This is a genomic window from Rugamonas sp. DEMB1 (assembly GCF_029834475.1).
GTDB classification, from domain to species: domain Bacteria; phylum Pseudomonadota; class Gammaproteobacteria; order Burkholderiales; family Burkholderiaceae_D; genus Rugamonas; species Rugamonas rubra.
On record NZ_CP122407.1, the window covers coordinates 4,807,460 to 4,826,362 of the forward strand.

The 18,903-nt window shown below is 69.4% G+C and carries 20 protein-coding genes and 4 pseudogenes; 12 read left to right on the plus strand and 12 right to left on the minus strand.

The window, feature by feature from the left end; genetic code table 11:
* Positions 1-8: 8 nt before the first annotated feature.
* From QC826_RS22150 to QC826_RS22200, 11 genes and pseudogenes are all read right to left on the minus strand, one after another.
* Positions 9-278, minus strand: a complete 270-nt coding sequence (locus QC826_RS22150) for a DUF2282 domain-containing protein (protein WP_279762469.1) — start codon at positions 276-278, stop codon at positions 9-11.
* 432 nt (positions 279-710) lie between these two features.
* Entirely contained in the window at positions 711-911 is a 201-nt protein-coding gene (locus tag QC826_RS22155; RefSeq protein WP_279762470.1) for a YjfB family protein, read from the minus strand.
* A gap of 79 nt (positions 912-990) precedes the next feature.
* The gene (mobB, locus tag QC826_RS22160; protein WP_279762471.1) at positions 991-1,533 is read right to left on the minus strand and encodes a molybdopterin-guanine dinucleotide biosynthesis protein B; all 543 of its coding nucleotides are present in this window, start codon (positions 1,531-1,533) and stop codon (positions 991-993) included.
* A 91-nt stretch (positions 1,534-1,624) separates the two neighbouring features.
* The gene (locus QC826_RS22165; RefSeq protein WP_409567690.1) at positions 1,625-2,260 is read right to left on the minus strand and encodes an esterase-like activity of phytase family protein; all 636 of its coding nucleotides are present in this window, start codon (positions 2,258-2,260) and stop codon (positions 1,625-1,627) included.
* 106 nt (positions 2,261-2,366) lie between these two features.
* A pseudogene (locus QC826_RS31775) lies at positions 2,367-3,068 on the minus strand (esterase-like activity of phytase family protein); the annotation flags it as partial.
* A 108-nt stretch (positions 3,069-3,176) separates the two neighbouring features.
* A complete protein-coding gene (locus QC826_RS22175) occupies positions 3,177-4,031 on the minus strand; it encodes a general secretion pathway protein GspB (RefSeq protein ID WP_279762474.1) in 855 nt (284 codons plus the stop codon).
* A gap of 1 nt (position 4,032) precedes the next feature.
* Entirely contained in the window at positions 4,033-5,856 is a 1,824-nt protein-coding gene (locus QC826_RS22180; RefSeq protein ID WP_279762476.1) for an ExeA family protein, read from the minus strand.
* Positions 5,857-5,874: 18 nt separating this feature from the next.
* Positions 5,875-6,456 (minus strand): hypothetical protein, encoded by a 582-nt coding sequence (locus tag QC826_RS22185; protein ID WP_279762477.1) that lies wholly within the window; start codon positions 6,454-6,456, stop codon positions 5,875-5,877.
* Positions 6,457-6,514: 58 nt separating this feature from the next.
* A complete protein-coding gene (locus tag QC826_RS22190; protein WP_279762478.1) occupies positions 6,515-6,688 on the minus strand; it encodes a hypothetical protein in 174 nt (57 codons plus the stop codon).
* A gap of 172 nt (positions 6,689-6,860) precedes the next feature.
* Positions 6,861-7,526, minus strand: coding sequence for a substrate binding domain-containing protein (locus QC826_RS22195; protein WP_279762479.1), 666 nt, complete (start codon positions 7,524-7,526; stop codon positions 6,861-6,863).
* Between the two features lie 242 nt (positions 7,527-7,768).
* The gene (locus QC826_RS22200) at positions 7,769-7,948 is read right to left on the minus strand and encodes a hypothetical protein (protein WP_139236346.1); all 180 of its coding nucleotides are present in this window, start codon (positions 7,946-7,948) and stop codon (positions 7,769-7,771) included.
* A 22-nt stretch (positions 7,949-7,970) separates the two neighbouring features.
* Between QC826_RS22200 and QC826_RS22205 the strand changes: the two genes are divergently transcribed.
* Positions 7,971-8,324 carry a hypothetical protein gene (locus QC826_RS22205; protein WP_139236344.1) on the plus strand — a complete coding sequence of 118 codons (354 nt, stop codon included), beginning with the start codon at positions 7,971-7,973 and terminating at the stop codon, positions 8,322-8,324.
* Positions 8,325-8,512: 188 nt separating this feature from the next.
* Entirely contained in the window at positions 8,513-9,889 is a 1,377-nt protein-coding gene (locus tag QC826_RS22210) for a GIN domain-containing protein (RefSeq protein WP_279762480.1), read from the plus strand.
* A 123-nt stretch (positions 9,890-10,012) separates the two neighbouring features.
* On the opposite strand, the gene QC826_RS22215 is transcribed toward QC826_RS22210, so the two are convergent.
* On the minus strand, positions 10,013-10,294 hold the full coding sequence (locus QC826_RS22215) for a hypothetical protein (RefSeq protein WP_093386041.1): 282 nt from the start codon (positions 10,292-10,294) through the stop codon (positions 10,013-10,015).
* 343 nt (positions 10,295-10,637) lie between these two features.
* Between QC826_RS22215 and QC826_RS22220 the strand changes: the two genes are divergently transcribed.
* From QC826_RS22220 to nagZ, 10 genes and pseudogenes are all read left to right on the plus strand, one after another.
* Positions 10,638-11,507 (plus strand): BadF/BadG/BcrA/BcrD ATPase family protein, encoded by an 870-nt coding sequence (locus tag QC826_RS22220; protein ID WP_279762481.1) that lies wholly within the window; start codon positions 10,638-10,640, stop codon positions 11,505-11,507.
* A 5-nt stretch (positions 11,508-11,512) separates the two neighbouring features.
* Positions 11,513-12,247, plus strand: a complete 735-nt coding sequence (locus QC826_RS22225; protein WP_279762482.1) for a GntR family transcriptional regulator — start codon at positions 11,513-11,515, stop codon at positions 12,245-12,247.
* Positions 12,244-13,337: pseudogene (gene nagA, locus QC826_RS22230) on the plus strand (N-acetylglucosamine-6-phosphate deacetylase). The gene QC826_RS22225 and the pseudogene nagA overlap by 4 nt, the downstream one beginning before the upstream one ends.
* A gap of 5 nt (positions 13,338-13,342) precedes the next feature.
* Positions 13,343-14,356: an SIS domain-containing protein gene (locus tag QC826_RS22235; RefSeq protein WP_279766571.1), complete on the plus strand. Its 1,014-nt coding sequence runs from the start codon at positions 13,343-13,345 to the stop codon at positions 14,354-14,356.
* A 42-nt stretch (positions 14,357-14,398) separates the two neighbouring features.
* Complete coding sequence (locus QC826_RS31780) at positions 14,399-14,644, plus strand: hypothetical protein (protein ID WP_409567916.1); 246 nt, start codon at positions 14,399-14,401, stop codon at positions 14,642-14,644.
* Positions 14,596-14,697, plus strand: a pseudogene (locus QC826_RS22245) (hypothetical protein); the annotation flags it as partial. The gene QC826_RS31780 and the pseudogene QC826_RS22245, both read left to right, overlap by 49 nt.
* 112 nt (positions 14,698-14,809) lie before the next feature.
* Positions 14,810-15,688: pseudogene (locus tag QC826_RS22250) on the plus strand (extracellular solute-binding protein); the annotation flags it as partial.
* A 2-nt stretch (positions 15,689-15,690) separates the two neighbouring features.
* Complete coding sequence (locus tag QC826_RS22255) at positions 15,691-16,581, plus strand: carbohydrate ABC transporter permease (protein ID WP_279766572.1); 891 nt, start codon at positions 15,691-15,693, stop codon at positions 16,579-16,581.
* Complete coding sequence (locus QC826_RS22260; protein WP_279762485.1) at positions 16,581-17,399, plus strand: carbohydrate ABC transporter permease; 819 nt, start codon at positions 16,581-16,583, stop codon at positions 17,397-17,399. Before QC826_RS22255 ends, QC826_RS22260 begins: the two co-directional genes overlap by 1 nt.
* Positions 17,396-18,901, plus strand: a complete 1,506-nt coding sequence (gene nagZ, locus QC826_RS22265; protein ID WP_279762486.1) for a beta-N-acetylhexosaminidase — start codon at positions 17,396-17,398, stop codon at positions 18,899-18,901. The genes QC826_RS22260 and nagZ overlap by 4 nt, the downstream gene beginning before the upstream one ends.
* Positions 18,902-18,903: the final 2 nt, after the last annotated feature.

Sequence of the window (18,903 nt, forward strand, 5' to 3'; positions counted from 1 at the left end):
TCGCTGGCTTACTTGGCCGGCGCCGAGGTTTTGCCGCCGGCCTTCTCGCAGGTGCCCTTGGCGACGTATTTCCACTCGGCGGCGCCGTTGTCGGTCTTCGACTGGCCGGCGCAGGAGTGGGCGCCGTTGGCGGCGGCGCAATCGTTCTGGCCGGCCTTGGCGATGCCGAAGCATTTTTCTTTTTCGGCCGAGGCCGAGGCGGCGGCGGCGGCGCTGCCGACGGTGGCGGCGCAGACGGTGGCCAGGGCGGCGGCGATCAGGGCTTGACGTTTGTTCATGGTAAGTCTCCTTAAAGGGAAAAAAAGTAAAGTATCGAAAGAGTGCGACCCGATGGTCTGCAACTGAACGGTAGTCGCGCCACTCCCCCGCCACCTTACACAAATTTTTTATTTTTTTGAACGGGGATCTCAACCCGGGGAAACTCAGGCGATTCTACTGAATACTGCTGACAAAAACAGAACAAACGGGAAAATAATTGCGCCGCAGCGCAGCATACGGCGCCACGGATGCATAACGCGGCGGCGCGGCGGACTGTTGACAAGAACCAAAGAAAGAGGCGGACATGCCGCCACGGCTGGCGCCGGGGCGGAAAAAGGCGGGGAAACCAGCGCGAACGGAGGGGACGGCGGCGCGGCGGCGCGCCGGGCGCGATGCTGCAGACGCAACGGTGCCGCGCGCGGCGCGCGCGGCGGACACCACGGCGGCCCGGCTCAGGCCGTGGTGTTGATCGTGTTGCCCAGGTGCGAAGGCAGGTTCGGCGCGGCCGGAACCGGCGGAATCGCCTCGATCAGGGCGGCGGCGCTGGACGCCTGAATGTCCTGCGCCTTCTTCAACACGGCAACACCGACCGCCTGCTTGGTGCCGGTGTCGGCGATGCTGGTCGACAGCTGAGCAATACCCGTTACGTCCATGTGGTTCTCCAGTACAGGACAAGAATGCCTATCCCCTGTTTACGGACGTTTTCGGCAAAGCTTTAGGCCGCCCTGCCAATTATTTCGGCAGCGCCGGCGCGGCCAGGCGCGCCAGCAGCCAGTCCAGCACGGCCTGCGGCGCGTTCAGGTCGAGCCAGGCGAGGCCCTCGCGCAGATCAACCGGCCGGGGCTGGTTGGAGGCCACCGCGACGATGTTCGGGTCGTCCGGGTACAGCGGCGCCTGGCCGAGGGCGCGGTAGACCTCCAGTTTGTCGAAGGCGTAGGACTTGAAGCCCTCGACCAGGGTCAGGTCGGCCGGCGCCAGGCGGGCCAGTTGCTGCTCCAGGCTCGGCTGCTCGGCGCCGCGCAACTCGTGGATGACGGCGAAGCGGAACGGCGAGGCGATCATCACCTCGGCCGCGCCGGCCAGGCGCAGCCGCGCGCTGTCCTTTTGCGGCGGCTCGAGCTCGACGTCGTGGTGGCTGTGCTTGATGACGTTGACCTTCAGGCCGCGCGCCGCCAGACGGCCGACGACGATCTCCAGCAGCGTCGTCTTGCCGCTGCCGGAGCGGCCGACCACGCCGACCACATGGCGCGCCCGCGCCGCTGACTCTTCTTGCATTGCCCTACCCTCTGCTGGATGATGTTGCCGCCATTATACGCAGCAAGCCCAGCCAACCCCCGGCCCGGCGCCGGGGCAGACTCTCGGCCATTCAGGCCTTGAAGATCTCGCTGCGCTCGCGCCGCACGGTCAGGCCGATCATGCACAGGCCGGCCAGGAACATGGCGTAGCTGCTCGCCTCCGGCACCGTCGAGATGGCCTGCGGCACATAGCTGGCGCCGGCCTTGGCCAGGTCGGCGTCGGTCACGCCGAAGACGAAGAACTTGTTGTCGCCGGCCCCGGCCGAGAAGTCGTTGTCGTTGGCCACGTACAGCGTGTGGTTCAGCACGCCGTTGATGGTGACGTCGGCGCCGAAGGCCAGGCCCTCGATCTTGGCCGGGATCTGGTTGGCGGCGTAGCCGTTGGCCTTGAGCAGCGGCACCAGGTCGAGGAACAGCGACTTGCTGACCGACGGGCTGGCGGCGTTCAGCCTGGCCACGCCGTCGACGCTGGCGGCGCCGTTCAGGTCGATCATGAACAACTGCTTGGCGACCGCCTTGGAGCCGTCGCCCAGGCCCTTGCCGTCGCGCTCGTCGACCAGGAACTGGTGGTCGTTCAGCGCGACGATCTCGCTGACGCCGCTGCCCGTGCTCAGCTGGTAGGCGTACTCGTGGGTGGCCTTGGTGGCGATGTCGATGGTGACGATGCGCACGGTGCCCTTGGCGTCCTGCGCCAGGTTGGCCTGCATGATGCCGACCAGGGTCTTGCCGTCCGGCGTGATGGCCAGGCCCGTCCATGCCCTTGTTGGCCACGCGGCCGCTGGCGTTGCCGGCGATCTCGGCGTCGCCGCTGGCGTTCGGCTTGGCCGCCGTCAGGCTGGCCGGCAGCGCGAAGCTGTTGATGCGCTGGCCGCTGGCGCGGTCGAACTGGTAGACGTAGGGACCGTACTCGTCGGACACGAAGATGCTCTTGCCGTCCTTCGACACGCGCACCGCCTCCGGATCGAGGCGGCCGTTGTTCGGGTTGGCGCTGGACTTGGCGGCGTCGAAGTTGTCCGAGCGGCCGCTGAAGTAGTAGTGGCCGGCATCGTTCAGCTTGGGCGTGCCGGCGCCGAGCGTGAGGCCGGCGCCGGTGCCGGCCGAGCCGTTGCCGTAGACCAGCGCCGTCGGGCTGTACAGCAAGGTGGTGGCGTTCAGCGTCGGCGTCAGATTGAAGGCCAGGCCCTTGCCGCTGGTGTTGGCGCTCAGGCCCAGGCTCAGGGTCTGGACGCGCGGGATGTAGGAGGTGGTGTTGTCGATCAACGGGTTGTAGACGCTGGCGTTGGGGCCGCGATCCGGCGTCGCCAGGAAGGTGTTGTTGCCGGCGTAGGCCAGGCCCGAACCCAGGCCGCCCAGCAGGTTGCCGGCGGCGCCGTTTTCCAGGGCGCCGCCGGTGCCGCTCGACAAGTCGAAGCCAAGGCTGCTCAGGCTGCCGACGGCGATCAACTCGACCGCGTGGGCGTGTGGCGTGTAGTAGGCGGCGGCGATCAGCAGCGGCAACAGTCTCAAGTGTTTCATGGATCTTCCCAGGCAAATTGACAATGCATGGAAGATAACATTTATACATGACGGTTTGATGACCGTTTCATTTCGCCAGCCCGCTGTGCAGGCGCCGGCCGCCGCCGGCTAGTACGGCACGCGGTAGCGATAGCCCTTGTAGTTGAACACGGCGGCCTTGGGCAGCAGCTTTTCCAACACCAGGCCGGCGGCCACCTCCTCGCCCTCGTGGCGCAGCACCTTGTCGATCAGCAGCAGGCGGTCGGCCGGGTTCTTCGAGTAGATGTAGCCGCCCACGGCGATCGGCGGAATCGCCCGCTGGATCGGTTCGGGCAGCTCGCGCAGGCTGGGCGCGGCGTCGTCCGGCGCGGCCGGCGCGGCGGCGGGCGGACTCGGCTGCGCGTGGACGCCGTCGGCGGCGGCGGCCGGTGGCGCCGGCTTGCGTGCCGGCCCAGGGCGCTCGGCCGGGGCCGGCGCCGCAGCGGTCTTGAGCGGCTTGAACGGCTTGAGCGTCTCGACCGCTTCGATGGCCGGCGGCGGCATGGCGACCGGCTGCGCCGCAGCGGCCGGCAGCGCCACCGCTGGGGCCGGCGCGGACGCGGCCAAGCCCGGGTTCGGCGCGACCGCCGTGGCGGCTGCGGCAAGCCCGGCGTGCTCGGCAACGGCGGGCGCAATAGACGCGGTGGCGGTGGCGGTGGCGGCGGCGGCGGCAACGGGCGCGGCCGCAGCGCCGGCAGCGGCAGGCGTTGCGGACGAGGCGGCCCCAAGCGGCGCCGCTGTCGTTGCCGGTTGGCGCCACACCAGCGCCAGCAGCGCGACGATGACCGCCGCCATCGCCATCACGGCCAACGGCAGCGGCTTCTTCCACGCCGCGCCGGGCGCGGCCGCCACCTCGCCGTGCAGACTGGGCGCGTGGATCGTCGGCAAGGCGCCCAGCTGGCGCTCGGCCTGGGACTTCTTGAGTGCTTCCAAAATATACGACATATTATTTCCCCGCCACGACGTCGGCCGCGCTGGCGCTGACCAGCAAACGCGGCTCGGCCACGCCGCCCAGCTGGTTGAGCCGGATGAATGTTTTCGGACCGGCCACGCCGTCCGCCTTGAGTTGCTGGGCCTGCTGGAACTCGCGCAGACGCAGTTGCAGCGCCGCGTCCAGCGGCTGGCCCTCGAGCGGCTTCTTCAAGCCGTACAACTGGGCCAAGCGGCGCGCCAGCCAATCGACGTCGGCGCCGTGGTCGCCGCCGCCGACCTGCTCGCGCCAGCCTCGCGGCGCGCGCCAGAAGGTGGCGTACTCGCCGGCGTAGCGCTGTTCCAGGGCCGCCAGCGCGATGTTCTGCTGCCGGCCGGCCACGCTCAGCGTCGCCGCCTTGTCGCCCAGGCCGATCAACAGCGCGTACTGCGGCGCGGCGGGATTGTCGTTCAACACCAGCAGCGCGGGACGATCCAAACGGCGCAACTCGGCCAGCGTGGCCTTGCCCTGCAGGCAGCGCAAATTCATCTTTGCCGCCAGCTGGCAAGGCTCGCCGTCCGGCAGCGTCAGCCCCCACAGCGCGGCCAACTGGCGCATGACGGCCTCGCCGTCCGCCGCCGCCGCGCCCGCGGTGGCGGCGGCAACGCCAGCACCGACGCCAGGAGTCGCCGTCGAAGCGGCGCCGCCGGCGGCGCCATTGGCCAAACCGGTGCCGCCGACCGCGCCGGTTCCAGCGGCGCCGTTGCGCAACCCAGCGCTGCCGACGATCCCGCCGGCGGCACCGTTGGCCGAACCGGCGACCGAGCCGGCGGCGCCGGCCGTGGCTGCCGCGCCAGCGCCAGCGCCAACGGCTGCGGCCGGCCTGGCCGCGGCCGCCCTGCCGCCCGTCGCCGCCGTCGCCGCCGGCGATGCCGGCAGCAAATGCCAGGCCGCCGCGCCGCTGATCAGCGCGCCGGCCAGCACGCCGCCGGCCACGTAGGGCCAGTAGCGGCGCAGCGCCTTGACGGCACGCTCGCCGGCGAACACCTCGGCCGCCGCCTTGCGCAGGATGGCGCGCGTCACCTGCGGCTGGTTCTCCACGTAGGCGCCGAGCAAGGCGCGGTCGCACAGCAGGTTGATGCGGCGCGGCACGCCCTTGCTCAGTTGCTGCAGCAGCGGCATCAGCCGGCGCGGCAAGGGCGCCGCCGAGGTCGCGCCGGCGCCGGCCACGGCCAGCCGGTGCTCGACGTAACTGCCGGTCTCGGCGGTCGACAGCGAACCCAGGTGGTAGCGCGCGATGATCCGCTGCGCCAGTTGCTCCAGCTCGGGCCGGGCCAGCATGGTGCGCAGCTCGGGTTGGCCGATCAGGATGATCTGCAGCAGCTTGCGCTCGCTGGTCTCCAGGTTGGTCAGCAGGCGCAGCTGTTCGAGCACGTCGGCCGACAGGTTCTGCGCCTCGTCGATGATCAGCACGTTGTTGCAGGCCTGGGCGTGGCTGGCCAGCAGGTAGCGGTTGATGGCGTCGACATAGGTCTTGACGCTGACCGCGCCGGCGCCGTGCGGCGCCAGCTCGATGCGGAACTCGTCGCACACCGACAGCAGCAGCTCCTCGACCGACAGCTTGGGGTTGAAGATGTAGCCGAGCTTGCAGTTGTCCGGGATCTGCTCCATGAAGCAGCGGCACACCGTGGTCTTGCCGGCGCCGATCTCGCCGGTCAGCAGCACAAAGCCGCCGCCACCGCCGACGCCATACAGCAGGTGGGCCAGCGCCTCGCGGTGGCGCTCGCTCATGAACAGGTAGCGGGGATCGGGGGCGATGGAGAACGGCGCTTGTTTCAGATGGAAAAATTGGGTGTACATGAAGGCCCTGGCGGTGCGTCAGCGTCCCGGTCGCCGGCTGTTGAGCGCGGGCGGCAGCGGTTTGAACTTGGCGCAGTAGATCTTGGATTTGGTGTCGAAATAGACGATGCGGGCGGCCGGACTGGCCTCGCGCACCGGGAAGGCCGAGCTGTCGATCTTGGCGTAGTGCACGCCGAGCTGCTCGGTGATGGCCTGCTCCAGCTTCTCCGGCGTGGCCTCGGCGACGGCGCCGACGAACACCAGCGCGCTGCTGTCGTCGCTGACCATCACCTCGCTGATCGGGATGCCCCACAGCGTGCCGTCGGTCTTGAACCAGTAGGCGCCGCCCTCGCGCTTGTAGGCCGGGCCGAAGGCGCCGAGCAGGTAGTCGTAGTAGTACTGGTTGTCGATCTGGTCGCGGCACTGCAGGCCGTTGCCGATGATGGTGCCGAAGGTGGTCGGCGCGGCGCCGGCCGACGCGGCCGCCAGCGCCAGCAGCAGCGCCAGGCCGGCGGCGGCGGCGGCGGCGGCCAGCGGCGGCCGGCCGGCGCCACGGCGGCGCGCGCTCAGCAAGGCCGGCGCCCGCCCGGCGGCGTCGCTTGCAACAACGATGATGGACACACCATGCCAGACTCCAGGGTTGAACCAGCCGCGCGCCGAAGGCGGCCGCGACCGTCGTTTACAGTTTCGACATCCAGGCGCGGTTGGCGCTGATGCGCGCCTTGGCCGTGGCCGGCAGCGCCTCGTAGCAGCCCGGGTATTGCTTCAGGGCGCTTTCGCGGATCTCCTTCGGCACACCGTTAACCAAAAAAAGGTAGAGCACCGCCCCGTCGCCGGTGGTTTTCGTCCCCATGTACTTGATCATCGCAGCCCCCCTCGCCGGCGCCTATGCGGGCCTTCACGGCATAGCACTGCAGGCATTATGACACCAGCCCGGCAAATCAACTACTCCCTGACGTGCCGTGTTGCGCCCCTGCTCTATCGATGGTAACGGCGGCGGCGCGGCAAACTCCAGCCGGCGCCGCTCAGCCGGCCGGCAGCCAGGGGTCGGCCTCCGGCTCGGGGAACACGCCGACCATGAAGTCGATGAAGCTGCGCACCTTGGCCGACAGCTGGCGCCGGCTCGGATACACCAGGATGATGGCCAGGCGCCGGCTGTAGAACTCCGGCAGCAGACGCACCAGGCGGCCGCGCTCGATGTCGTCGTTGAGCGAGCACGAGGTGCGCATGACGATGCCCATGCCGGCGATGGCGGCCTGGCGCAGCACGTCGCCGTTGTTGGAGATCATCTTGCTGACGATGGGCACGCTGAGCTCCTTGGCGCCGCAGCGCATCGGCCACTGGTGGCGCAGCTCCTCGTAGGCGTAGTTCAGGCAGTCGTGGCCGCTCAGCTCGCGCGGCGTGGCCGGCGTGCCGCGCCGCGCCAGATAGGCCGGCGCCGCGCACAGGATCACGTTCGAGGTGGCCAGCCGGCGCGCCACCATGCTCGGCTCGATCTTCTGGATGCCGATGTAGATGCCGACGTCGAAGCCGTCCTCGACCAGGTCGACGTTCTTGTCGTCCATGGTCACGTCGAGCACGATGTCGGGTTGCTCGGCGGCAAAGCGCGGCAGCAGCGGCGCCAGCTGGTCGCGGCCGAAGCCCGGGTGGCAGTAGATGCGCAGGGTGCCGCCAGCGTGGCGCCACCACAACACTCTTTTGGAGCCACATCATGAACGCACGGAAACTGATCGCCAGTCCGACCCTGTTCGCCGCCGCCGGCAGACACACCAGCAAAATTCCCCTCTAGAAAGCTTCCCTCCCGCACCAAGCCGGCCCATAGTTTCGCCGTTCCAAAACCACAACACGTATTGTCAAATTTTAATATGCAGCTGGTGGCTACTATGATTTAATTGACCTCGGCCCCTAAGCAAATGCAAGCCATTACCGCCACCTAAACAACGTTTGGCGGACGGCGCTTGGCGGACAGATCATTCGGAAAAAACAGCGGACACCGCCGGGCCGGGCAAGGCATCGCCCCCAGCCGGACGGCCACGCATACCAGCGTCTTGGTATCAATAACACCGGGGATTTTGATGAAAAACATAACAATCGCATCATCCTTCATCTTCATGCTTACCACGCTGCCCGCCGCAATGGCAGCCACACCCGCGGCGCCGCCCGGCGCCACGGCCCGCAGCACACCGATTCTCACGGTCGAGACCGAGTCCGGCACCGTCGGCGACGCCCTGCAAGGCGCCGAGCAATTCCTTGCCAACACCGAACTCCGACGCGGCGGCGCGCCGTGGGGCCGACCGCGCAGCTCCCTCGCGCCCGCCCAGTTCGACCGCGCCAGCAAAGCGGCCCAGCAGTTCGCGGCCCATGCCCTGCCGTCGAAAACCAAGTACTCCACCGTGCCCGAGCCGAAGGTGTACTCGATGTTGCTGCTCGGCGCGGTGCTGCTCGTCATCAGCGCACAAAAGGAACAAGACGAGAAGTTCACGGCCTAGAGGCAAGCTGGCCGTTTCCACAGCCCTTGCTCGCAAGGGCTTTTTTTCGTCCGCGCCAAGGCGCCCCGCTCGACACCGGTTTTGCGCAGTTGGTCCCGCCGTTTCGCGCTTCTGTCCCACGGCCCTTCCACCGGCCGCTGTTTTATCATATTGTCTACCTATCCCAGCCTCCGCCGACGATTGCCCCCATGAAACCGCACAACACCCCCGCCCTGCTCGCCCCGTCCCTGCTACTCAGCCTGCTCGTCGGCCTGGGCGCCGTCCAGGCGGCCCGCGCCGACGACCGCTCGCGGCCGGCCCGCGCCGCCGACGCCGCCGTCGGCGTCGAGCACCGCAGCCTGGCGCCGTTCAGCGCCATCGACATCTCCGGCCCCTACCAGCTGGTGGTCAGCGCCGAGGGCGAGCGCGGCCTGGACCTGCGCGGCCCCAGCAAGCAGTTCGCCGACATCGACAGCAAGGTGGTCGGCGAGACGCTGGTGCTGCGCCCCGCCAAGCGTGCCGGCTGGAGCCTGAGCTTCGGCAAGCAGCCCAAGCTGCTGCTGTACGTCCGGGCGCCCGAGCTGAAAAGCCTGAAGTCGTCCGGCTCCGGCGACGTCGAGCTGCAGCACTTCAAGGGCGACAAGCTGAACCTCGACGCCAACGGCCCCGGCGACCTGCGCGCCAGCGGCAGCGTGCGCGCCTTGACCGTGCACGCCGGCGGCAGCGGCGACGTCGACCTGCGCCAGCTGAAGACGGCCAGCCTGACGCTGCAGGCCGGCGGCCCCGGCGACGTCGAGGCGGCCGGCGTCAGCGCCGACCTGGTGCTGGAGATGGCCGGCTCGGGCGACGTCCGCGTCGCCGACCTGCAGACGGCCCGCGTCAGCGCCCTGCTGCGCGGCCCCGGCTCGCTGCGCCTGAGCGGCGCCAGCGGCGAGCTGCGCGCCGAGCTGAGCGGCTCGGGCGACCTGCACGCCTGCGACCTGGCCGCCGACGCCGTCAGCGCCATCCTGCGCGGCCCGGGCGACGCCTGCGTGGCCGGCAACATCAAGAAATTCGACGCCGAGGTGCACGGCTCGGGCGACCTGACGGCGCGCGGCCTGCAGGCGCAGAACGCCCGCGTCATCCTCAGCAGCGCCGGCAACATGACGCTGTCGGGCAGCAGCGCCACGCTCAGCGCCGAACTGAGCGGCAGCGGCAAGCTCGACGCGCGGCAACTGGCGGTGGCGCGCGCCTTCGCCCGCAGCCGCGGCCCCGGCAACATCCACCTCAACAAGATCAGCGACGCGCTCGAGGCCGAGATGAGCGGCAGCGGCGAGCTGCAGGCCAGCCCCGAGTGCAACAGCGTCAAGCTGACCATGAGCGGCCCCGGCCAGGTCAAGCTGGACGGCCGCACGCAAACGCTGAGCGCGCAGCTGCGCGGCAGTGGCGAGCTCGACGGCCGCCACCTGCAGGCCGAACAGGCCGACGTGCAGGTGCGCGGCCCCGGCAGCGCCCAGCTCAAGCTCAAGCCGCGTTTGCAGACGGCCAACAGCGTCGCCCGCCTGGTCACCTTCGACCGCGACGGCCAGCGCGAGGGCCGCGAATAGCCCGCCGCGCCATCACCGCCGCGACAAACGACAACGCCCGGACTATCGCTAGTCCGGGCGTTGTCGCGTTGTCGCGTTGTCGTTTCAAGCCGGCGCCATGCGCCCGCCTGGCTAGCCGCTAGCTCACTCGAAGCACAGGCGCTTCTTGGTGGCGGCGATCAGCTTGGCGTCGTAGGGGTGCAGGTTCTCGATGAACAGCAGCTCGCTCTCGTCGGGTTCCTCCAGGCACATGCTGAGCATCATCGGCGCGTCGTCCATTTGACCGAGGAAATGCTTGGGCCAACGGTTCTTGCGGTGCGCGCGCAGCACCTCCATGCCCAGCTTGGCCAGGGCCGGCTTGACGCCCGCCGCCAGCGCTTCGCGCTGCCACTCGTCCCAATAATCGCTTTGTACTGCCTTGTTCATGTGTTCGTTCCAACTCAGGTAAAGGCGACAGTGTACTCCCTGTCGCCGCCGGGGTGGGCAAAACCAGTCCGAAGTGGCATTTACTCCACGCCATGACAATACCAAATGGCGGCGCCGTAGAATCATTAAAAAACAATGACTTAGCCTGCAATGGCGGCGAGGAGCTGCAATGCCACTTCCGAATTTTTCAATACCAGTTAAATACCTGTTGACAAGCTGGTTTGGCAACAATATAGTGCCCCACAACTCCCCGGTTTCAGCGCCTGCAAGGGCCGCGCCGGGTCGCGGCGGAACCGGCGTTGGCGTAGCCACTGGCCCTACTCATTTGCGTGCTCATACAAACATGATCGAATACTTAATCGGCGTCGACGGTGGCGGCAGCGGCACCCGCGTACGTCTGGCGCGCCGCGACGGCGTCGAACTGGCCGAGGGCGCCGCCGGCCCCTCCGGCCTGCTGCACGGCATCGCCAAGGCCTGGGCCTCGGTGGAACAGGCCGCCGGGCAGGCCTTCGCCGCGGCCGGCCTGGCCACTCCCGGCCGCGAGCGTATCGCCGTCGGCCTCGGCCTGGCCGGCGTGCACAACCCCGAGTGGGCCGCCGAGTTCGTCGCCGCCAACCCCGGCTACGCCGCCGTCGCGCTCGAATCGGACGCCTACACCACCCTGCTCGGCGCCCACGCCGGCCGGCCCGGCGCCATCATCGCGCTGGGCACCGGCAGCGTCGGCGAGATCCTGCGGGCCGACGGCACGCGCCGCGAAGTGGGCGGCTGGGGCTTCCCGGCCGGCGACGAGGCCGGCGGCGCCTGGATCGGCCTGCGCGCCGCCAGCCACATGGAACAAGTGGTCGACGGCCGCCGCGAGAGCAGCGACTACGCCCGCGCCGTCATCGAGGCCTGCGGCGGCAACCGCCACGCCATCCAGGTCTGGCTGGCCAACGCCAGCCAAACCCAATACGCGCAACTGGCGCGCATCGTGCTGCAGCACGCCGACAGCGACGCCGAGGCGCGCGCCCTGCTGCTCGAGGCGGGCCGCCAGGTGGCGCTGATCGGCGGCGCGCTCGACGCCGCCGGCACCCTGCCCATCGCCCTGTGCGGCGGACTGGCCGCGCCGCTGCGCGCCTACCTGCCGCCGGCGCTGCTGGCGCGGCTCGCGCCGCCGCAAGGCGACTCCGCCGCCGGCGCCCTGCGCCTGATCCAACAACACGTGAAGGAGTAGCGACCGTGCTAGCCCAGTTGAGCGATTTCAAGCCGGACGCCGACAGCGACACCCCGCTGTACATGCAGTTGGCCAACAAGCTGTCCGACGGCATCTCCGCCGGCGACTGGCGCGCCAACGAGGCGCTGCCCTCCGAGCGCGTGCTGTCGGAGATGCTGACCATCTCGCGCGTCACCGCGCGCAAGGCCATCGACATGCTGTGCGACCGTGGCATGCTGACCCGCAAGCGCGGCTCCGGCACCTACATCACGCCCAAGCTGGAGCAACCGCTGTCGCGCCTGACCAGCTTCTCCGAGGAGCTGCGCCAGCGCGGCTTCACCGCCGGCTCGCGCTGGCTGCAGCGCGACATCGGCATCGCCGCGCCGCTCGAACTGCTGTCGCTGGGCCTGTCGCCCAACATGCCGGTGGCGCGCCTGAAGCGCCTGCGCACCGCCGACGAGGTGGTGATGGCCATCGAGACCACCACCATCCCGGCCATCTACATGCCCAACCCGCACAGCGTGACCGACTCGCTGTACGGCTATTTGGAGGCCAACGGCACCATCCCGATGCGCGCGCTGCAGCATATCCGCGCCGTCAACGCCAACGCCGAACAGGCGCGCCTGGCCAACATTCCTGCGGGTGCCGCGATGCTGCACATCACCCGCGTCAGCTATCTCGACAACGGCGCGGCGGTGGAACTGACCCACTCGTATTGCCGCAGTGATTATTATGAATTCGTAGCGGAGTCACGCAGATGAGCAGTTCAATCCAAGGCAACATCCTGACCTCGGCCGGCTGGGTACGCGGTGAAATCACCTTCGACCAGCGCATCGCCGCCATCCACGGCAGCGCCGCCGACCCGGGCCAAAACGGCGACGACTACGTCATCCCCGGCTTCATCGACCTGCACGTCCACGGCGGCGCCGGCAAGGACGTCATGGAGGGCGGCGACGCGGTGCGCAGCATCGCCGCCGTGCACGCCCGCCACGGCACCACCAGCATGCTGGCCACCACCATGACGGCGCCGCCGGAGGACATCGACCTGGCCCTGCGCGCCATCGGCGCGGCCTGCGCCGAGCGCCGCCCCGGCGAGGCGCGCGTGCTCGGCGCCCACCTCGAGCCTGCATCAACTCCGGCAAGCTCGGCGCCCAGCCCAACTTCGCCCGCGCCGCCAAGCTGGCCGACGTGCAGCGCCTGGCCGCGCTGGCGCCGCTGCGCCTGATCACGGTGGCGCCGGAGATCGCCGGCCACCTGAACCTGGTGCGCGAGCTGACCGAGGCCGGCATGCGCGTGCAGATCGGCCACACCCTCGGCTCCTACGAGGACGGCGTCGCCGCCCTGGAGCACGGCGCGGCCGGCTTCACCCACCTGTTCAACGCCATGAGCGGCCTGCACCACCGCGAGCCGGGCATGGTCGGCGCCGCGCTGGCGCACGCCCAGTACGCCGAGCTGATCCCCGATTTGCTGCACGTCCATCCGGGCGCCATCAAGGTCGCCCTGCGCGCCATCCCCAAGCTGTACTGCGTCACCGACTCGACCGCCGCCACCGGCATGCCGGACGGCGAGTACATGCTGGGCCGCCACACCGTGCACAAGTGCATGGGCGGCGTGCGCCTGGCCGACGGCACGCTGGCCGGCAGCACCCTCACCATGGACCAGGCGCTGCGCAACCTGGTCGGACTCGGCCTCGACCTGGCGGACGCCTCGGCCCGCGTCTCAACCTATGCGGCCGACTACCTCGGCCTGCAGGAACGCGGGCGCCTGGCCCCCGGCGCCTACGCCGACGTGGTGGTGCTCGACCGCGATCTCAAACTTAAAGCCGTCTATATCGAAGGAGAACTGCTGTGACCTCAATGATGTTGAAAGAAGCCCTGTCCGCCGCCGACTGCGTTGCCCACCAACTGGCCAACGACACCGAGCGCTACGCCGAACTGGGTCGCAAATTGAGGAGCACCTCGTTCTCCACCGCGCTGACGGTGGCGCGCGGCAGCTCGGACCACGCCTCGGCCTACGCCGCCTACCTGATCATGGCCCGCCTGGGCCGGGTGGTCGCCTCGCTGCCGATGTCGCTGGTGACGCTGCACAAATCGCCGCTGATCACCCGCGACACCCTGGCCATCGCCATCTCGCAGTCGGGCCAGAGCCCGGACGTGGTCGAGCCGATCCGCTACTTCCGCGACGGCGGCGCCACCACCATCGCCCTGGTCAACGACATCGACTCGCCGCTGGCGCAGGCCGCCGAGTGGGCCATCCCCCTGCGCGCCGGCAAGGAGCAGAGCGTCGCCGCCACCAAGAGCTTCATCACCAGCCTGGTGGCCGGTGCCCGCCTGGTGGCGCAGTGGCAGAACGACCCCGAACTGCTGGCCGGCCTGGAGGCGCTGCCCGAGTCGCTGACCGCCGCCACCCGGGAGGACTGGTCGCAGGCCATCGAAGTGCTGGCGCCGGCCAAGAACATCATGGTGGTCGGTCGCGGCATCAGCTTCCCGCTGGCGCTGGAGGCGGCGCTGAAGTTCAAGGAGACCTCGGCGCTGCAGGCCGAGGCCTTCAGCGGCGCCGAGATCAAGCACGGCCCGATGGCGCTGGTGGAGGAAGGCTATCCGCTGCTGATCTTCGCCACCCGTGGCCCGACCCAGGCCGGCCTGCTGCAACTGGCCACCGAGATGCGCGGCCGTGGCGCCCGCGTGCTGCTGGCCGCGCCGGCCGACGTGGCCGAGCGCGACCTGACCCTGCCGGTGGCGGCCACGCCCGACCTCGACCCGATCGTCGCGGTGCAGGCCTTCTACGTCATGGCGGCCAAGCTGTCGGCGGCGCGCGGCATGGACCCGGACCGTCCGCGCCACCTGAGCAAAGTCACCAAGACCAACTAAGCCACGCTTAGCCCAACCACGCCCACCCGGCCCGGACCATCGATGAAGATCAACACGCTGCTGACCGCATTGATGGCGCTGGGCCTGTCCCTGGCGGGCGCGGGCGCCGGCGCGGCCGCCGCCGCCGCTGCGGGCGCGCCGAGCAAGATCGAATTCTGGACCTTCAGCATGAAGCCCAAATTCACCCCCTACTTCGAGGGCTGGTGCGGCAGTACGAGGCCGGCAACCCCGGCGTCAAGATCGAATGGGTCGACTTCCCCTGGGACGTCATCCAGACCAAGCTGGTGACCCGCATCGTGGCCGGCACGCCGCCCGCGCTGGTCAACCTGAACGTGCCCTGGGCCGACGAGTTCGCCCGCGACGGCCTGCTCACGCCGGTCGACGCCCTGCTCGGCGAGGCGCGCGAGCGCTACATCCCGTCGACGCTGGAGGGACCTCAACTTCGGCGGCAAAACCTACGGCTTCCCGCTCTACAGCAATGTCGCGGTGATCGCCTACAACACCCACATCTTCAAGGCCGCCGGCATCGTGCGCGCCCCGCGCGACCTCGACGAGCAGCTGGCCTTCGCCCGCCAGATCGCCGAACGCACCGGCAAGGCCGGCCTGTGTCCGGCGCTGGCCAAGATCGACGGCCTGATGCTGCAACAGGGCCTGCCGCTGATCGTCAAGCAGCGCGCCGTGTTCAACTCGCCGCGCCACGTCGCGTTGATCGAAAAACTCGCCGCCACCTACCGCGCCGGCGGCCTGCTCAAGGACAGCCTGTTCGCCGAGGACAACTTCCCCGCCGCGATCGACGCCTACAAGGGCGGCCGCCTCGGCATGCTGCTGGCGCCGCCCACCGCGCTCAGGCGCATCGAGGGCGACGCCAAGGACATCTACGCCATCACCGACGTGGCGCCGGCGCCGCTGGGGCCGACCGGCATCGCCGACGGCGGCTGGCTGATCCACTTCGCCGTGCCCACCGGGGTCGACGCCAAGCTGCTGCCGGCGGTCGGCAAGTTCGCCCGCTTCCTCACCAACGACGCCAACCAACTGGCCTTCGCCAAGCAGGCCAGCGTCTACCCGGCCATGCGCCAGGCCGCCAACGACGCCTTCTTCACCAGCGTGCCGGCGCGCGCCGGCGCGGCCGAGAAGGCCGTGGCGGCGGGCGCCGTCTCGATGCCGCACGCGCACACCCTGTACGTCGCCGGCATCGACGACTACGACGAACTGCGCCGCTACCTGGTCAAGGCGGTCGAGGCGGGCGTCACCGGCAAGCAGGACGTCAAGCAGGCGCTCGACCAGGCGGTGACGATCTGGAACAAGAAACTCGCCGCGCTGCGGAGCCGCTGACCATGCACAAAACCATGCCCGGCCACAGTCGCCCCAACCGCCACACCCTGCAAGCCTGGTTGTTCCTGGCCCCCGCCCTGATCTTGTTGGCGGTGTTCTCGTTCTGGCCGGTCGGCTTCGGCTCCTACCTGGCCTTCACCGACTACAGCCTGATCCGCCCAACCAGCTGGGTCGGCCTGGACAACTTCCGCTACATCTTCGACAACGACATGTTCGTCACCGGCCTGACCAACTCGCTGCTGTTCCTGCTGATGGTGCCCTTCGTGCAAATCGGCGCGCTCGGCCTGGCGGTGTTGGTCAACAACCGGCTGCCCGGCATCCGCTACTTCCGCGCCGCCTTCTACGTGCCGGTGGTGACCACCGTGTCGGTGGTCGGCATCATGTGGGGCTTCATGTTCCACGAACAGGGCGCGCTGAACTACGTGCTGATGGCCATGCACCTGGTCGGCGCGCCGGTCGGCTGGCTGTCCAACGACGCGCTGGCGCTGTTCGCCATCATGTTCGTCACGCTGTGGCGCGGCCTGGGCTGGTACATGGTGATGTACCTGGCGGCGCTGCAGGCGGTGCCGGCCGACATGCAGGAGGCCGCCATCCTCGACGGCGCCAACCGCTGGCAGCGCTTCTGGCGGATCACCGTGCCGATGCTGCGGCCGACCATCATGGTCTGCACCATCCTGTCGGTGCTGGCCGCGCTGAAGGCCTACCAGGAGGTCGACGTGCTGACCCAGGGCGGGCCGATGAACTCCACCTTCACCGCGCTGTACTACGCCTACGACCAGGGCCTGAAACACCTCAAGCTGCCGCGCGCGCTGGCCGCCAGCTTCGTCGTCTCGCTGATCTGCGTGGCCATCGCCCTGCTCTGCCTGCGCTACCTGAAACCGAGGCACCGTTGATGAAGCCACGCCACCTGCACATGCTGGTCCACTACCTCGTGCTGGGCGCGCTGGCCGTCGTCTGCGTGTTCCCGTTCTGGTGGACCCTGGTCACGGCGCTGTCCACCGAAGGCAACATCTTCGCCTTCCCGCCCACCTTCTGGCCGCGCGCGCCCTCGCTGGAGAACTTCGCCGAGGTGCTGCGCGCCATTCCGCTCTGGTCCTTCCTGCGCAACTCGGTGTTCATCGCCGCCTGCACGGTGTTCTGGAAGCTGACCCTGTGCTCGATGGCCGCCTACCCGCTGGCGCGCCTGCGCTTCCGTGGCCGCCGCCTGGTGTTCGGCCTGATCCTGGCAACGCTGGTGCTGCCGTCCGAGGTCAACTTCCTGGTCAACTTCATCACCGTCACCAAACTCAGCCTGGTCGACACCTACACCGGCGTGATCCTGCCCAACGTGGTGACGGCGGTGGCCATCCTGCTGCTCAAGCAGGCCTTCGAGGAGGTGCCGCAGGACTTGATCGACGCCGCCCGCGTCGACGGCGCCTCCGAGTGGACCATCTTCAGCAAGATCGTGCTGCCGCTGGTGGCGCCCTGGCTGGCCACGGTCGGCATCCTGACGGCGGTCGAGGCCTGGAACGAATACATCTGGCCCTCCATCGTGATGAGCAAGCCGGATGAATTCCCGCTGTCGGTCGGCGTGCTCTACCTGCGCGGCACCTTCGGCAGCAGCACCCGGGTGATCGCCGCCGGCACCGTGCTGACGGTGCTGCCGACCCTGGCCGCCTTCCTCTTTACTCAACGATTCTTCATGCGTGGCATGGATGGAGCTGTGAAATGACTACCCCCCCGACGACTCGCCACCAACAACTGCGCCGCATCGCCGGCCAACTGATCATGGTGCGCTTCCCCGGCACCGAACTGGACGCCGCCACCGCCGCCTTCCTGAAGGCCAACGCCATCCGCGCCGTCTGCCTCTTCCGCGGCAATATGCGCGACTCGGCGCAGCTGGGCCGCCTGACCGCCGAACTGCGCGAGGTGATGGGCGCCGATTCCCTCATCGCCATCGACCAGGAAGGCGGCGCCGTGGTGCGCTCGACCTGGGTGCCGGCGCCGCCGGCGGCGATGGGCCTGGGCGCGGCCGACGACAGCGACCTGGCCTACCGCACCGGCGCCGCCGTGGCGCGCGCCGTCAAGTCGCTCGGCTTCAACTGGAACTTCGCGCCGGTGCTGGACCTGAACAACAACCCGCACAACCCGGTCATCGCCGAGCGCTCCTTCGGCGCCGAGCCGCGGCGCGCCGCCGAACTGGGCATGGCCTGGATGGCCGGCAGCCACGCCGAGGGCGTGGCCTGCTGCGTCAAGCACTTTCCCGGCCACGGCGACACCCACGTCGACTCGCACCGCGACCTGCCCACCGTCGACAAGCCGCTGGCCGAACTCGAGCAGTTCGAGTTCGCCCCCTTCCGCATGGCCGCGCCGACCGCGCCGGCGATGATGACGGCGCACATCGTCTACCCATCGCTCGACGCCGACAACCCGGCCACCATGTCGCGCCGCATCCTGCACGAGCTGCTGCGCGAGGAATGGCAGTATCGCGGCATCATCATCACCGACGGCATGGACATGCACGCCATCGCCGGCCGCTACGGCGTCGGCAAGGCCGCCGTGCGCGCGCTGGAGGCCGGCGCCGACATGGTGATGGCGCTCGGCACGACCGAAACCCAGGAGGAGACGCTGGACGCCATCGCCGACGCGCTGGCCGACGGCACGCTGCGGCTCGACGACATGAACGAACGGCTGGGCCGCCTGGCCGCGCTGGCGCAGGCCTACCCCTGCCGGCCGCGCGCCTACACCGACGACCTTGGCGACCGCGTGCTGATGGCCGAGGGCTGGCGCCGCGCGCTCAGCGCCAAGGGCGCGCCGCAGCGGCCGGCGCGCGACGCCAAGCTGCGCCTGGTGGTGCGCCAGGACGTGGTCAGCGACGGCGTCTCCGAGGCCGGCGTGCCGGCCGAGGTGTTGGCCGACTCGCTGCGCCGGCTGTACGACGTCGAACTGGTCACCTACGCCGACGCCGAGGCCTTCGACTGGAGCGCGCTGCCGCAGGACGGCCGCTACACCGTGCTGGCCTCGACCTCGCGCCTGCGCTACGGGGAACACGCCCGCGCCACCTGGCGCCCCGACCTGCACCTGGCGTTGTGGAACCCCTACCAGGCGCTCGACTTCGCCGCGCCGGCGCTGATCACCTACGGTTTCGTCGCGCCGGCGCTGGACGCCGTCAACGCCTGGCTGGCCGGCCAGCTGGAAGCCAAGGGCCGCGTGCCGGTGCCCGGCTTCGACTGAGC

Bases quoted from the DNA above. Each gene is read 5' to 3' on its own strand.
- QC826_RS22255 (WP_279766572.1), top strand. From the start codon at position 15,691: ATGCACAAAACCATGCCCGGCCACAGTCGCCCCAACCGCCACACCCTG.
- QC826_RS22260 (WP_279762485.1), top strand. From the start codon at position 16,581: ATGAAGCCACGCCACCTGCACATGCTGGTCCACTACCTCGTGCTGGGC.
- QC826_RS22165 (WP_409567690.1), bottom strand. From the start codon at position 2,260: ATGCAGGCCAACCTGGCGCAGGACGCCAAGGGCACCGTGCGCATCGTC.
- QC826_RS22200 (WP_139236346.1), bottom strand. From the start codon at position 7,948: ATGAAGATGAAGGATGATGCGATTGTTATGTTTTTCATCAAAATCCCC.
- mobB (WP_279762471.1), bottom strand. From the start codon at position 1,533: ATGCAAGAAGAGTCAGCGGCGCGGGCGCGCCATGTGGTCGGCGTGGTC.
- QC826_RS22180 (WP_279762476.1), bottom strand. From the start codon at position 5,856: ATGTACACCCAATTTTTCCATCTGAAACAAGCGCCGTTCTCCATCGCC.
- QC826_RS31780 (WP_409567916.1), top strand. From the start codon at position 14,399: ATGAAGATCAACACGCTGCTGACCGCATTGATGGCGCTGGGCCTGTCC.
- QC826_RS22205 (WP_139236344.1), top strand. From the start codon at position 7,971: ATGGCAGCCACACCCGCGGCGCCGCCCGGCGCCACGGCCCGCAGCACA.
- QC826_RS22215 (WP_093386041.1), bottom strand. From the start codon at position 10,294: ATGAACAAGGCAGTACAAAGCGATTATTGGGACGAGTGGCAGCGCGAA.
- QC826_RS22155 (WP_279762470.1), bottom strand. From the start codon at position 911: ATGGACGTAACGGGTATTGCTCAGCTGTCGACCAGCATCGCCGACACC.
- QC826_RS22175 (WP_279762474.1), bottom strand. From the start codon at position 4,031: ATGTCGTATATTTTGGAAGCACTCAAGAAGTCCCAGGCCGAGCGCCAG.
- QC826_RS22220 (WP_279762481.1), top strand. From the start codon at position 10,638: ATGATCGAATACTTAATCGGCGTCGACGGTGGCGGCAGCGGCACCCGC.
- QC826_RS22190 (WP_279762478.1), bottom strand. From the start codon at position 6,688: ATGGGGACGAAAACCACCGGCGACGGGGCGGTGCTCTACCTTTTTTTG.
- nagZ (WP_279762486.1), top strand. From the start codon at position 17,396: ATGACTACCCCCCCGACGACTCGCCACCAACAACTGCGCCGCATCGCC.
- QC826_RS22235 (WP_279766571.1), top strand. From the start codon at position 13,343: ATGATGTTGAAAGAAGCCCTGTCCGCCGCCGACTGCGTTGCCCACCAA.
- QC826_RS22150 (WP_279762469.1), bottom strand. From the start codon at position 278: ATGAACAAACGTCAAGCCCTGATCGCCGCCGCCCTGGCCACCGTCTGC.
- QC826_RS22210 (WP_279762480.1), top strand. From the start codon at position 8,513: ATGAAACCGCACAACACCCCCGCCCTGCTCGCCCCGTCCCTGCTACTC.